Below are 13,833 nucleotides of genomic sequence, written 5' to 3'. Positions count from 1 at the left end.
GGTATTTCCAAGTATCCACTTGGTTTTACCTTTTACTTTTTATCTTTTACCTTTATAACTGTTTCTACATAGGCACCTTCGGGAACACGATCAATAATAGCCTCCCGATAGCCCTGCCACAGATAGCCCCCTGGTAGCCAAAGAGCATTGACCCCTTGTTCATTGCCTGAGGGCATTCTTATATGAAAATTCTCTGGATGTGGAATATCTATACGGCAAATGATTCGCCCTGCCCAATATCCATCTGGAACTCCCAAGGCAGCTTCTATCCGGTCAATAGAACCATCTGCCTCTTCTAAAAGACAATCCATCTGCTCTTTGGATATAATAAAGAGTGTATTATCAGGACGTCCTATAAGTGCTCGACCGTATTTGTCCAATACATCCTTGGGAACAAGCAAGGAACCGCCTTGTAGAAATGTACTCAGATGTACCGCTATATAGTTCGGACAGAGATAGGAAGAGGGCGCAGGACGCTTTCCCTTATGTATTTCCATAAGAGAAGCACTGTCCGCCCCCTGAAGATAATGCACTCGCTGGCAAGTCTCCCATGAATTAGAAGGGAGAAATACGGCCTTGTATTCATCTATTCTACTAAAAACAGATGAATGGTGCGCTATTTCTCCCCAGAAAAGTTCTTTCTGAGCATACAGATTCCCCGTAAATAATAAGGAAATAAGGAGTATTTTCTTAAAGACAGATTGCATTCTATTTTGTTACCCTACAAAAATACGATTTTTCCTGTAAGAAAACAACCTTTTGCCCCCTAAAAATCAACTTTCACATCCAGTTTGGCTGCGATGATCTTATTGACATAGTCAGAAAGGGCAGGTATCTTAACACTCTCCAACACGGTATTGGCAAAAGCATAGGTGAGTAAGGCCGATGCTTCTTTCTTTCCTATTCCACGTGTCTGTAAGTAAAACAGAGACTCAGGGCTAAGCGAGCCTACTGTACAGCCGTGCGAACACTTCACATCATCTGCAAAGATTTCCAACTGGGGCTTGGTGTATACAGTCGCCTTTTCAGAAAGCAAAATATTGTCATTCTGTTGGTAAGCATTTGTTTTTTGAGCAATCTGTTCTACCATGATTTTTCCATTGAACACATTGGTAGCCTCCTCATTTACAATACTCTTATAGTCTTGGTGGCTCTCACAGTTAGCCTGAGCATGGTTCACCAAAGTATAATGGTCGGTATGTTGCGTGCCTTGCAAAATACTCAATCCCTTAAGTGTGGATTCCAAGTACTCCCCATGATGATAGAAGTTCAGATTGTTACGCGTAAGGGTACCTCCAAAAGAGAAAGTATGTACGCTAGCATGGCTTTGTGCCTCTTGTGAAATATAAGTGTTGTCAATGAGTGAAGCGTTGAGCTTATCATTCTGCAATTTGTAATAGTCCAAATGTGCATCCTTGGCGACAAATACCTCTGTCACCGCATTGGTCAGCACTTGTTGCTCACATAGGTTGTGGTGCATCTCAATAACCTTAAGCTCCGCATTCTCCCCTAGTGAAATAATATTGCGTGGCTGGTAGCAAGTAGGCACTGTACTATCACTCAGATAAAGCAGTTGGATAGGCTTTTCCACCACCTTGCCTTTGGGCACCTCTATATAGACCCCCTCGGCGGCATAAGCCGTATTAAGTGCTGTGAAGACATCCCCTTTCTCCGTATCTGCATTGAAGTATTTGCTTACAAAAGGAGCTCCTCCCTTGTGCAAAGCCTCTAATAGGGGCGTTACGGTAAAGTTCGCACTATCAGTATTGGACATTTCTGCACTGAAAAAGCCATTAACAAACACCAATAAGTGGCTACCCTCTATCCAATAAGGGTGTAACACCTCTGGAGCAAATGTCTTTTTAGCATGTGTAGGCTGCCACAGCGTGTAATCTGTTGCTTGAATATCCTTGAGCGAAGTGTATTTCCATGCTTCCACCTTCTTATGAGGGAAGCCTTTTTCGCCAAAGAAACTGAGGGCTTCTCGGCGAATGTCTTTTAATATATCGTCCTTGTGTGGGAATGCCTCAAAGGAGGCTACCCATTTTTCTTTTAAATCCATGATTTATCAGTTGTTAGTGATTAGTGGTTAGTAGTTAGTCACTTGTCATTAGTCACTATTTAAGCCAATCATAGCCCTTTTCCTCTAACTCTAACGCAAGGTTTTTGTCACCTGTTTTTACGATTTTACCATCGGAAAGCACATGTACATAATCGGGAACAATGTAGTCCAAAAGACGTTGGTAGTGAGTGATGACAATCACAGCATTATCCTTACTCTTGAGCTTGTTCACGCCATTGGCAACAATACGTAATGCATCTATATCAAGACCAGAGTCCGTCTCATCGAGGATAGCTACTTTCGGTTCGAGCATCGCCATTTGGAAGATCTCATTGCGCTTCTTCTCCCCTCCTGAAAAACCTTGATTAAGGGAACGTGACAAAAAGTCAGGATTGATTTCCAAAAGGGCTGCTTTTTCACGTATTTTCTTAAGGAGTTCCCCCGCAGGCATTTCAGGGAGTCCTTTTGCTTTGCGACTCTCATTGATAGCCGTTTTGATAAAGTTAGTGACTGATATCCCTGGTATTTCCACTGGATACTGGAACGACATAAAGATACCCTTGTGAGCACGTTCTTCAGGAGCGTCCTCAAGGAGGCTCTCCCCATTGAGGATTACATCCCCCTCGGTTACCTCAAAATTTTCATTGCCCGAAATTACAGAAGAGAGCGTAGACTTACCCGCTCCATTAGGTCCCATAATGGCATGCACCTCACCTGCTTTTACTTCTAAGTTGATTCCTTTAAGGATTTCCTTACCATCCACACCCGCGTGGAGATTTTTTATTATTAACATTTTTGATTATTTTATAGGTTATTAAATCTTTTAAAGTATTCATCTATTTCATTGTGTAGTTCTATACCTACACGCTCAAAGCAATCTAACAAATCTTGATAGGCATTCTCACCTGCAAGAAAATCCCAAAACTCTTGGGCTACTTTTAGCTCGTTATCTAAATCTAACATTCCCGCCATCGTCCAGCGTGAATAAGGTTTAGGTTCATACGGATTGTAAGGTATAGCAATAAGGGTATGTATTTTTCTATTAGGGTTTTCAGCCAATACACAACCTACCCATTCTAATAAAGTGCGTTTAAATTCTTTAAAACCTCCTTTGTTAGGTTTAGCTGTTTTAATGTCAAACAAGAAAAGTTCATCTGAATGACTTTCTAACCACACATCTACTTTGGTAGGCTTTACCGTGTTCATTTTTCCTTTCTGACAAACTGCCCTAATAGCTTGTATTTCATTTATCTTATTAGGATTACCATTTACGGTAAGGTTATCCATAATATCCTGAATAACCCGTTGCGCTTTTTCACTTATCTTATCACCTGCTACCGCTTGTAATTTAGCAACCTTAAACCGAGATTCAGCTAATGATTTTGCTACAGGCTCAAAAATGCTCGTACCAAAATTAGTATTCAAAGAATGAATAAACGAAAACAATGCCATACGGTCTTTACCCAATAAGCGTGTATGGAAAGGCATCACCGCAGGCTCAGGGTTATAGTGTTGAAACTTTGTTCTAAGACTATGCCTAAGCGTGTTTTCTACATTAGTTATTTGTTGTGGGGTTAGCATCTTCTTTCATATTTAGTAATTCTTCAATTTTTGGTATAAAGTATTTTGCTTTTGTATACAAATCAAATATATCTCTCGGTGTTTTATTTTCATAAAGATATGAAGCAAAATCATTATGTACTAATATATTCCTAATATGACCTATTTCTAAGAAAGCATTTTTACTTATATCAAAATTGTTATCTTCTTTTATGTAAGAAGTTACTTTTGTTTTAAAATCTTCACCAAATAGACTTAAAAAAGAATTAATGTTTTTCGCAGGGCTATTAGGATTATTCTTTTCACCCCAACTATTAATTAGAGTATGATATCTCATATTAATAGCTTGTTTTTCTAGGAAATTAACTAGTTTTTCATCATTATTAGAAACATTTCTTACATACCTTTTAAGCATTTCGGTCATTTCTACTTCAAAAAAACTAGCACAAGATAATAACAAAACCTTTCTTATTGTTTTATTATAATCATTCAAAGAAGAACCTTCTTTTGCTTCCCCCAATATTTTTTGAATAGAAGTGATTTCTTCCCATAATATATCAACTGAGGTCTTGTTCTCATCCATTACCTAATAATATTCTTTTAGCAATTTCACTTCTTTTTTGTGTGTTATCTACACTTGTAGTTCTTTGAGAATATGCTTTTATAAACTCTTCATCTTTTTTTAAAGAGTCTATTTTTTCTTTCTCTGTATGTGAAATTTTAGAAGCATCCTTTTCTTTATAGGCGTTTTCACATAAAGTAGTAAAAACCACTTCATAGACAGAAATATTAAATCTGCTGTTACTTGTCCAAAAGATTTTATTATCTCCCAAAGAATTTATATGTAAAATAAAATGGTTAAAAATATTTTCTAACAATTTATTTTCTTCGTCACTATTCTCTTTCGCTTTAAAAGAAAAACCATTTAAGAATTTTGTCATACTTGGTTTATAGTTTTCTCTATCTATAAGCATTGCAAAACCACGTAAAAGTATTTCAACTTCCTTCATATTAATGTCTGGAGTTTCTGTTGATAACAATTTCCTCCACTCATCTTTCAGATTCAACTTGTACAATAATTCATAGAAGTTAGAATGATACAGGCTTGTTCTTATTTCTTGAGGCTTTAAATTAACGCCTCCTGTATTAAGTCTATTGAAAATTTCAAAAACTACATTATTACCCTCTTCGCCAGAAGCTGATGATTTAATCACTGTGTGTCGAATTGTCTTTAGATTAAAAGAGGTTTTATCTGATTCTTCTAATGTTGAATAATTTTTCTTATTAAATTTATTAGGTTTGTTAGGAATCTGTTCGGGTAAATTTAGTGTAAAATCTGTAAAATAGTCATTGTCCGATAGTATATTGTCAGGAATACTTCCTTTCTCATCAAATATTTTTCTCAACTCAATGCGTTTTTCTTTTTTAGGAAATCTTTTTTTAATGAAATAGTAAATAGTCATTAATCTTTGTTGCCCATCAATAACTAAGAAATTATTTCTCTTTTCCTCAAAAAGAAATATTTGAGGAATAGGAATTCCTATCAAAAGAGACTCTATTAACTTAGAAGCTCTTTTAATATCCCAAACGTAATTTCTTTGAAAATTAGGTACCTTAAAGACTCTAGATTCCATAAAGTCAAAGAGTGTTTTTACATTAAAATCGTTTGGAGAAACAGATATGTCATATTCTATTGAAGAAGAGTTATCTTCTAAATCATCCTGATCATAATCTCCATCAAAAATAGGTTCTTTATATTCTTCAGTCATATCTCTATGTTTTTATCTTTTTCTTTTAAATGAAATATAATCTCAGCGTACGCGTTTTTGTCTTTCTCGGTACGGTTGAGTACAGGGCGTTTGTATTGGTTTACAATTCGCATTCCTGCTCGCTCGGCTATTTCGGGGTATAAGCCATATTTGTCATTGGCTACCAAAAATACATCGTAATCATCGGCTAAAAAGCGTTTGCTGTTGGTCAGTACTTCAGCGATACCCGTTACATACATACGCTTGGCTTCCTGCCCTTGCCCTTTGTAAAGGGGACCTATCTCTTTATCATCATTGCGCTCAAAACCAAAAAGGTCGTAAGCATAGGCATGTTGTTCGTGATAATCAATCAGCCCTACATAAGGAGGCGATGAGAAAATGCCTTTTATTTGCTGCTTTCTTGCCAAAGCGGCAAACTCTGGATTCTTATGCTCTAATGCCTCAAAAATGTCAATAGTACGACTATCGCCCTGTAAACACTTCTGGTAGGTATTCGTACGCAATTCTTTAAATTGTTGCAAACGTTTAATTGTATCTTTGACATAAGTCTCCCACCATTTTAAGATAGAAAATAGCGGCTTACACACCTTGCCGTGTTTAGCACAATAGTAAGTGGCGGTTATAGGCTCTATCAAGGTAGCTAAATCGGCGTGAGTGGTGGCACGACAACTGCGAATAGTTCGGCTCAATATGAGGGTAACTATACGCTTGGTAGCAGGATTAGCAATCTGTTTAATAAGGTTAAACACAAAATCTATTTCCTCGCGCACATGCTGTATATACCACTTGTCTAAGAAAGTGTCTGCTTTAGCTTGTTTTAGTTGAATGTGGTACTTTTCTACAAGTGACTGATAAATAGGTAAAAACTGTTGCTCTTTTTCAGCTCCGTATACTTTGCCGTCTATCTCCTTGCGTTGCAAACGATATTTATAGTCGGGTACAGGGAAGAACTCCTTATTGAAATTATTGAGCGCTTCGGTAAGTTCAGCGTCAAAGGTAAGTATGTGTTTTTCTGCTAAAAACTCCTTTAAGGCTTGGGTAATGCGGTGCGTTTCGTTATACACATCTGCCAAATCGTAATACCCTACTTTAGCATTGCCTATGAACGCATTGAAAGCTGACACATCTACTCCTATAGCGTGCATTCCTAATTCTGATGCTTGCACCATAGTAGTACCACTACCCGAAAAAGGGTCGAGGACTATATCACCAGCTTTAAAAAAGACTTCTTTTTTGAAAGCATCAGTATGCCCATCTAAAAAGTACTCTACTAACTGCGGAATAAACTTACCTTTATAAGGGTGTAAGCGGTGTACGTGCTTGGTAGTTTCTGCTTCTTTATACTGCTCAAATGAGAGACTCCAGTTGAGATCATCACCTAATTTCTCTTTCCACTGTGAGGTGCGATTTCCACCCAAAGCATCGTAATAGGCTTTAAGTTCCTCTTTAGCAATTTGGGTAATTCCATTATTTTCAAATTTCTTTACCTTACCATACTGTACTAAATAGGAGATATTTGAGGAAGTAACATTCTTCCCCATATATTCCGTCGCCCACTGTGAGGCTTGTTGCAATGTAAAGTATTGATTAGGACTTAGCATAATGGTGTCTCTCCTTCCATAGTTTTAATTCAAGGTGCAAAGATACATCATTTCTTTTTGTATTCCAATAAAAAGATAAGTTTATCTTTTAAATAATCTAGAATCCCATTTTCTCTCCAAAAACATCCTTCCTACAATTTTTCTAAGAACTCTAAAAAACCACTTGCTACTTTACGCCATTTCCACTGGCCTGCACCGTGGGGAGCTTTGTAGATAGGTGCATCATTGCCGTCACTTTTGGAAAGGTCGAGTATATAGGGGTCAGCATCTTTATCGGCGATTACGAGCCAATGGGCTTTCCAATCGGGGAAGCGTTCATCATCGGGGCTACTGAAAGCATAACCGCATTGATTCGCTATTAAAGTATTAGCACCATACAGATTGATGCCCTTGAGAAAAGCATCACTGGCAGGCGAAAAGCGTTCTAAGAAAGTGAGATAAACAGCAGGCAGTTCCCAACGCGTTTTAATATTGTCGATAACTTGCTTTTCGGGCACTTCCAAAATAGCGCGGTTGTATTGATATGATTTTACGTGCCAAAAATCTCTCTCTTTTGCTAAAGCCTGCTCTATTTTAGCCATTGCCTTTTGTAAGTCGGTTTGTGGATTTTTTTGCAAAAACGGAAACTCGCTGAGTACTTGTTTTCTTGGGTAACCTTGAGCCTGCCATTCAAGTACTCTTTCCATAGGCAAGGCTTGCCAATAAGCAGGGTCGGAGGGGAGATCGTTATTAAAAGGCTGTCCGCTATGCTCGGCTAAGGCGATGATAGCACTGCCTTTATTCTCTTTGCTATCCTCCTTTTGCAAGTAATCTACCAAAAAAGGATAGCACTTGTCGCCCTCTACTTTCAGCAGTCCGCTAAAAGCCCAATAGGGTAAGCCTTGGGTTATCATCTCATAGAGGAAAGGGGCAAGTTCAGTGTCGTTTTCGGTTACAAGTTCCGAGATACGTGCGATTACAAAGTCGCGAGCATGGGTAATTTTGCTTTCTTTTACTGCTCGTACTAAGGTTTGTAAGGTTTCTTGACGCATTTTCTCGCCGTACTTCTTCACTATTTTTCTTACCAATTCGTGATATTCGCTGCCGTTGGTAGTAGTGAGGAGTTTTTGAGAGAGATCGCTGAAATCTTTTTCTTGTTTACTCATTGTTTGTTTCTTCAAAAGTTACGGTTACATTGGGGAATTGCTTCAGCGCCTCAATACGCTCTTTGAAAGCGCCTAAAATATACTCTTCCCACGGAACGCCATACTGGTCGTTGTAGTACAATTGCATTTTCTTGCTGTACTCTAAGCGGTCGGTAACAGCTTTGTTTTGTCGCCAATTCAGCGCTTTGAGGGCATCATACACTTTGTCGTTTTTAGCAGGAATAGGACTTACCCGTACATAGAGCGTTCCGTCTATATATCGCGGAGGGGTACTTTCTATTTCATTTTCAGTTGTATATACAAAGGTCTTTTCGCCTGTTATGGGGATATACTGTTGCAGGAGTTGCGCCAATTCTTCATCGGATAATAATCCTTGATAGGTTTGGGTAAAACGTGGCAACACACGTGTGAAATCGGTGAGTTTTCGGCTATAAACTTCTTGTATTACTTGCCGTTGTGCCTCGTTGGTTATATAAGGCAGGTGACTTTGCAGTAGGCGGGTGATATTTTCGTAGAAATCACCTTCACTGCGTACGAGCGACCCCTCGTATATATCGTTCACCGAGTTGAGCATCTCATAGAAAAAGAAGTCTTCAAGGGTGTTTGCTAATAGTTCAGCCTCGTCAGAATCGTGTTGTAGCAAGGCTATAGGAGGAGTGGGTTTAGGAGCGTTTTGGTCGTACAAAAAGCAATAATAATCACCACCGCCCGTTTGTCCGAATGGAATAAAAAGGTAATCGGGGTTGATACTGAACCAACTCTCCTCGCCGTTGAGTTCTTCGATAGCTTCGGCAATATTAGCAAGTGGTATCAACTCAAAATCACCACTGTACAAAAAGAGTGGTGGGTGGTTTTTAAGTTGTGGATATACTTCTTTACTCCAATGCGAAGCATATTCGCCTATATCGAGCATTTGGTCAGCATAAAGCCGATGATATAGTTCAGGATATTGAAATTGGTATTGTTGTTCTAGGGTTTTTAACATAATAAGAAATTAGTGAATCGGCAAATTGACTACTCTGCTAATTTGTGTACGTGAATAGCATCGGCTTGGTGGAGCGGGGTGACGGTAATATTGGTAATTTGAATTTTATCAGGCAGATTGACGATATAGGCGATCGTGTCGGCGATATCTTCGGCATATAGGGGCGTGATACCCTTGTATACGTTCTCGGCTTTCTGCTCATCACCTTTGAAGCGTACCTTACTGAAATTGGTTTCTACCAAGCCAGGTTTTACGGTCGTTACCTTTATTTTCTTGTCCACCAGCTCTATACGCATGGCATCACTGAGGGCTTTTACAGCAAACTTGGTAGCACAATAGATACTGCCATTGGGGTAGGCTATTTCTCCCGCTACCGACCCGATGTTCACAATCGTACCTATCTTGTCGGTGGCGAGCATCAGCGGAATCACACTACCCGCGATATAGGTAAATCCTTTGATATTGGTGTCAATCATCTGGTCGGCATCCTCCATAGTGTAGGTATGAAGGGGTTGCAATCCTATTGCCAAGCCCGCATTATTAATAAGAATCTCAATATGTCGCCATTTTTCGGGTAAGGACTGGATATTTTTTGCCACCTCTTGGTAGTTTCTCACATCGAAAGCTAAGGTAATAACCTCTATAGCGTGTTCTTTTTCCAATTGGGCTTTCAGTTGAGCCAATACCTCAGCACGGCGCGCACAGAGAATAAGATTCGCCCCCATTTGCGCCAACTTTTCAGCTACTGCTTTCCCTATCCCACTGCTGGCACCTGAGATAAAAGCGATTTTTCCTTTGATACGATTTAGTTCCATTTGTATAGATTTTTAAGGCAAGTTCGATATAAAAAGTCCCCACGGATTTTACAGATTTTCACAGAGAAAATGGTATAACAACTAAGTGTAGCTTTATGATTTACACGAATAAATAAGACCAAAAGTCTTATCTATCTGTGTAAATCTCAACAACATAATTACACAAAGATAGAAAATCTGTGATATCCGTGAAAACTCGTAGGAACTCACGTTATTTAAAATTATTTTTTTAGTACTAACGATAAATCTTCTTCATTACCTCCTCCACAGTAGGCTCGTGATATTTGCCTTTTTTATCTTTGGTGGTATTGAACACAGTAGGGTCGAAATGCGGACAGTTGAGCTCTAAAAATTTATAAAAGTATTGATTTTCGTAGAACATATCCATCATAAACTCCTCTTGAAAGTCATTTTCGCACTCAAATTCATTATCTATGATGATGCGCACAAAAGCAGCGATATCTTCACGAGTGAGGTCGTTGTGCTTTACAGGATCGGGCATTGCCAAATCAAAGGCAAAGGCTTCAATGCCATTACCTTCCCACCATTCCCATAGCCAAGTATTGGAAAGGTCTTTACCCGTGAGTGTACTCAAGTACTGCTCCATCGCCTTGTATTCTTTGTCAAATACTTCTTCGGGAGTATCTTCACTTTGGGCATCATGAAAGGCTTCGTAGTCTTCTAGGCGTTTTAGTACAAGTGGGTACAACTTTTCTGCTGTCGCAAAATCAGGACGTAATTTTTTTCTTAAGGTGTTCATCTTTAAAAATTTTAAGGGTTGAAAAGTGCAAATTGGGATAAACTACCAATTACTTTTCATCGGTTTTTAGAGCACAAAGGTAAGGATAATTTGCTAATTACCAAAATATCACTACCTTTGCCTTTAGAACAATAACGTATGGATAAACAAAAAATAGAAGAACTCATTAATACCTATAGTATTGTGAGTGATTTGAACCAAATGAAGGATAGCCACAAACAACCTTATGCCTTGGCATTGGTTGGTAATGATGATATGGAGCATTTCTTTTTAGCATTAGCCAATACTGAAGACTTGGAGAAGATTCTATCAGAAAATGAGGTAACACTACTGATACTGACGATTTTCTATATTTTAAATGGTCGCCTAATGAATGGTTGTGTATGAGCTATGATTTAGAAGATAGTCAGTTGAAAGCCTTTAATAAAAAACTTAGGGAAGAGGTGAGTGCTATCAAAAGTGATTGTGATAACTATAGGAAAACTATGCTTGAAGTGTGTATGGCAGCGCTTGTTAAAGCCAAACCTCAGGTAGAAAGCTTATTAAAGCATAGCAACCTACCTATTTTTGTATCATTTACTGATATTTCAAAACTACAAGAAATTGAGAACTACACCGCTTTACAAATCAATTCCAAAGAAGTATATGAGGCTTTCAGTACTCGTTTTGCCGAATTGGATTGGGGAAAAGACTTGGGGGTGTATGCTCCTTTCTAAAAAAACATTAGTTGATTTATAAATGAAGAATTTAGAACTTAAAATCCCACCTGCTGCAGTATGGCTTATCTGTGCCTTGCTAATGTGGGTGCTTGCTCATTTATTACCTTTTAGTGCATTGCCTCACCTGCCCACAGTGGCTATAACCTTCACAATGATAGGTGTGGGAGTTGGATTGGCTGCGCTTTGGAGTTTTCACAAAGCCCGCACTACTATCAATCCTCTTGATCCCTCGCAGGCTACTCATTTTGTTTCAAAAGGGATATACCAACTGACTCGTAACCCTATGTATGTAGGCTTGGTTTGTTGCTTACTCGCTTGGGCGATATGGCTCTCTTATCTTTTAACTTGGATAGGGATACCGCTATTTATAGCCTATATGACACGCTTCCAAATCATTCCAGAAGAGCGCACCCTTAGACTGAAGTTTGGCAAAGAATACGAAAACTATTGCCTAAAAGTACGTCGTTGGCTGTAAATTTAATTACCATACCCTTTTAATTAGCAAATTCACTAATTGGCAAATCAGCTAATTATCATAGGCTTCTTCTTCCTTCTTTGATATAGAATATTTCGTGATAAGTGGTAGAAAACCAGCCATCTTCTATCATATAAATAAATTGCTCCCAAAGGCTTCCTTCCTCTAATAATTTAGGATTAAGTTCTTGGATAGCCTCGGTTACTTGCTGGACAACTTTATCCAATGTGGCAAAAAGCTTTTCTTGGGTAGAAGTATCACTACCTTTAAGCTGAAATACCCCCGCCAGCAACAGACTATAAGTTTTGATAAACTCCTCTAATGAATGATTCACCCACACCACAGGGGTAGTAGTATAACCGTTGTTAGTAGAGAGTAAGTGTACATTTCCTATGTCGTTCAATACAAAATAACCATAACAACATTTTCCAAAGCATTGAAAGTGTTCCTCTTCTAGTTGCATAGAGACAAGTTCATCTGGAAAGCGGATAAAATAAAACCCCATTTGTAGGTAGTCATTCAGTAGGGCAAACTTGTTTTGCAGTACCTCATCAAGGCTCATCAGCTGGGGTTGAGGAGAGTGCAACTCAGCGGTAATGCCGGCTTGGTGTAGGGCTTCTCTATCGTCTTTTGTAAAACTAAGCATATTTCTTCTCTATTCTTTTGGCAATGGTTTTTCCTGTGTTTTTGTAATAGGCTTCTGTAAAAGGGAGTGCTTTGAGGTAGGGAATATCACTCTCGTTACCAAACGCTTGGAAACACACTGCCGCACTACACATTAGCACTTCGTCTTTTTTAGACTGTGCAAAGCTGATAATTTGCTTTAAGATAGGTACAAAAACCTCGTGAAGGTCTTGGCTTACCTTCTCACCTTTGAGTTGGTGTGATATATTACAAAGTGAATAGGTATATTTTTGTACAAAATCCTTTTGCTCATCGCTGATATGGGGTAAGAAAGTTTGAGCAATTTCTAAAAAGGCAGGGAGCGCTTCCTCTGTAGGTAACTCTTCCAATACTCCAAAGATGATATGAAAGAAGTCTTTCGTTTTGTATATTGCTTTTACCAAGCCTTGCGCCCCTTCTTCTAGATAAATACAAATGGCATCTACCCACGAGGCAAAGGGTATAATAAGCTCATCATTGAGTGGTTGCCAATGGTATTGCGCTACCATTTCCTGCAAGGGAGTAATGTACTCTTTATTAGGTATTTTGAGAATTTTTAAAAGGTGTTCTACCTCCAAATTACCTTTTTTCTCCAACTGATGGAGCTTTTTGATGTGTTTTTCCACTGCTTCGGTCATATTGTTAATTTAATTAATTGGGTTTATTGATAGCTTTTTATAGTACAAAAATAGCTAACTTAAGGTCCATAAGCCTTTGGCTTTTAGTTCATTTAATTCAGCTTCTGAGACTACTTGAAAATCATCGTCATCATCATCGTAGGAAGTGTAATTCCATTCCAAGCCAAAGTTTTCCATAGCGTCTAACAGAGTATCAAATAACTCTTGTTGCGCGCTGCCTATAAAAATAGCGGTAGCTCGGTTTTTGGTTTGGTGTATGGCAAGGGTAATGACTATTTCAAAATCAGCATCAATAAAAGTACGTTGCCCTTTCCAGCTGAGGGAAGTAAGCTCGGTATATTGTTTTTCGATATGGGCAACCGCTTGCTCGGGTACTTCAAAGTTTTCCATACCCCAACCGCCCATTGCACTGGCGTTGTAAGGCAAGCCTCCCATAGTACCGTTGTAAATGGCAATATACAGCCAAAAATCGGAGAGTGTTTGGGTTTCTTGTATCCAATTGGAGTCGGTTTCGGAGCCGTAATTACCCCAAACAGCTGGGTTAGGGTTTGTTAAATCTTCTTTTCGAATTGCCCATATTACTACCCCTTGGTTTTCTTCACAAAAGCATAAGTAATCCCCTGCAAAATACAATTGCTGGG

Annotated in this window: 17 protein-coding genes; 3 read left to right on the top strand and 14 right to left on the bottom strand. The window is 38.8% G+C overall.

Annotation, left to right across the window (positions count from 1 at the left end):
* Positions 1–32 precede the first annotated feature (32 nt).
* From Q0625_RS06785 to Q0625_RS06735, 11 genes are all read right to left on the bottom strand, one after another.
* On the bottom strand, positions 33–707 hold the full coding sequence (locus Q0625_RS06785; RefSeq protein WP_298824928.1) for a hypothetical protein: 675 nt from the start codon (positions 705–707) through the stop codon (positions 33–35).
* A gap of 59 nt (positions 708–766) precedes the next feature.
* The gene (gene sufD, locus Q0625_RS06780; protein ID WP_298824922.1) at positions 767–2,062 is read right to left on the bottom strand and encodes a Fe-S cluster assembly protein SufD; all 1,296 of its coding nucleotides are present in this window, start codon (positions 2,060–2,062) and stop codon (positions 767–769) included.
* A gap of 55 nt (positions 2,063–2,117) precedes the next feature.
* The gene (sufC, locus tag Q0625_RS06775; protein WP_298824919.1) at positions 2,118–2,855 is read right to left on the bottom strand and encodes a Fe-S cluster assembly ATPase SufC; all 738 of its coding nucleotides are present in this window, start codon (positions 2,853–2,855) and stop codon (positions 2,118–2,120) included.
* 11 nt (positions 2,856–2,866) lie between these two features.
* Entirely contained in the window at positions 2,867–3,643 is a 777-nt protein-coding gene (locus tag Q0625_RS06770; protein WP_298824918.1) for a TdeIII family type II restriction endonuclease, read from the bottom strand.
* A complete protein-coding gene (locus tag Q0625_RS06765; protein ID WP_298824916.1) occupies positions 3,618–4,205 on the bottom strand; it encodes a HEPN domain-containing protein in 588 nt (195 codons plus the stop codon). Before Q0625_RS06765 ends, Q0625_RS06770 begins: the two co-directional genes overlap by 26 nt.
* On the bottom strand, positions 4,198–5,391 hold the full coding sequence (locus Q0625_RS06760; protein WP_298824914.1) for a DUF262 domain-containing protein: 1,194 nt from the start codon (positions 5,389–5,391) through the stop codon (positions 4,198–4,200). The genes Q0625_RS06765 and Q0625_RS06760 overlap by 8 nt, the downstream gene beginning before the upstream one ends.
* The gene (locus Q0625_RS06755) at positions 5,388–6,992 is read right to left on the bottom strand and encodes a DNA methyltransferase (protein ID WP_298824911.1); all 1,605 of its coding nucleotides are present in this window, start codon (positions 6,990–6,992) and stop codon (positions 5,388–5,390) included. Before Q0625_RS06755 ends, Q0625_RS06760 begins: the two co-directional genes overlap by 4 nt.
* 131 nt (positions 6,993–7,123) lie before the next feature.
* Positions 7,124–8,137, bottom strand: coding sequence for an SMI1/KNR4 family protein (locus Q0625_RS06750; RefSeq protein WP_298824908.1), 1,014 nt, complete (start codon positions 8,135–8,137; stop codon positions 7,124–7,126).
* Positions 8,130–9,122, bottom strand: a complete 993-nt coding sequence (locus Q0625_RS06745) for an SMI1/KNR4 family protein (RefSeq protein WP_298824905.1) — start codon at positions 9,120–9,122, stop codon at positions 8,130–8,132. Before Q0625_RS06745 ends, Q0625_RS06750 begins: the two co-directional genes overlap by 8 nt.
* A gap of 29 nt (positions 9,123–9,151) precedes the next feature.
* On the bottom strand, positions 9,152–9,937 hold the full coding sequence (locus Q0625_RS06740; protein WP_298824902.1) for an SDR family NAD(P)-dependent oxidoreductase: 786 nt from the start codon (positions 9,935–9,937) through the stop codon (positions 9,152–9,154).
* A gap of 235 nt (positions 9,938–10,172) precedes the next feature.
* A complete protein-coding gene (locus Q0625_RS06735; RefSeq protein WP_298824897.1) occupies positions 10,173–10,697 on the bottom strand; it encodes a hypothetical protein in 525 nt (174 codons plus the stop codon).
* Positions 10,698–10,835: 138 nt separating this feature from the next.
* On the opposite strand from Q0625_RS06735, the gene Q0625_RS06730 reads away from it, so the two are divergent.
* Genes Q0625_RS06730 through Q0625_RS06720 form a run of 3 tightly spaced genes read left to right on the top strand, consistent with a single transcriptional unit; the run spans position 10,836 to position 11,891 of the window.
* The gene (locus Q0625_RS06730; protein ID WP_298824894.1) at positions 10,836–11,084 is read left to right on the top strand and encodes a hypothetical protein; all 249 of its coding nucleotides are present in this window, start codon (positions 10,836–10,838) and stop codon (positions 11,082–11,084) included.
* The gene (locus tag Q0625_RS06725; protein WP_298824891.1) at positions 11,081–11,413 is read left to right on the top strand and encodes a hypothetical protein; all 333 of its coding nucleotides are present in this window, start codon (positions 11,081–11,083) and stop codon (positions 11,411–11,413) included. The genes Q0625_RS06730 and Q0625_RS06725 overlap by 4 nt, the downstream gene beginning before the upstream one ends.
* A 22-nt stretch (positions 11,414–11,435) precedes the next feature.
* Complete coding sequence (locus Q0625_RS06720) at positions 11,436–11,891, top strand: isoprenylcysteine carboxylmethyltransferase family protein (RefSeq protein WP_298824888.1); 456 nt, start codon at positions 11,436–11,438, stop codon at positions 11,889–11,891.
* 58 nt (positions 11,892–11,949) lie between these two features.
* Here the strand turns inward: Q0625_RS06720 and Q0625_RS06715 are convergent, their stop codons facing one another.
* From Q0625_RS06715 to Q0625_RS06705, 3 genes are all read right to left on the bottom strand, one after another.
* Positions 11,950–12,537 (bottom strand): SUKH-4 family immunity protein, encoded by a 588-nt coding sequence (locus Q0625_RS06715; protein WP_298824886.1) that lies wholly within the window; start codon positions 12,535–12,537, stop codon positions 11,950–11,952.
* Positions 12,530–13,192, bottom strand: a complete 663-nt coding sequence (locus Q0625_RS06710) for a hypothetical protein (RefSeq protein ID WP_298824883.1) — start codon at positions 13,190–13,192, stop codon at positions 12,530–12,532. The genes Q0625_RS06715 and Q0625_RS06710 overlap by 8 nt, the downstream gene beginning before the upstream one ends.
* Before the next feature lie 54 nt (positions 13,193–13,246).
* Positions 13,247–13,833: SMI1/KNR4 family protein (locus Q0625_RS06705; RefSeq protein WP_298824881.1), on the bottom strand; the 587-nt coding region annotated here is incomplete at its 5' end.

The organism is uncultured Capnocytophaga sp. (assembly GCF_938029845.1).
In the GTDB taxonomy this organism is placed as follows: domain Bacteria; phylum Bacteroidota; class Bacteroidia; order Flavobacteriales; family Flavobacteriaceae; genus Capnocytophaga.
This window is presented reverse-complemented; position numbering and strand designations above follow the sequence as displayed.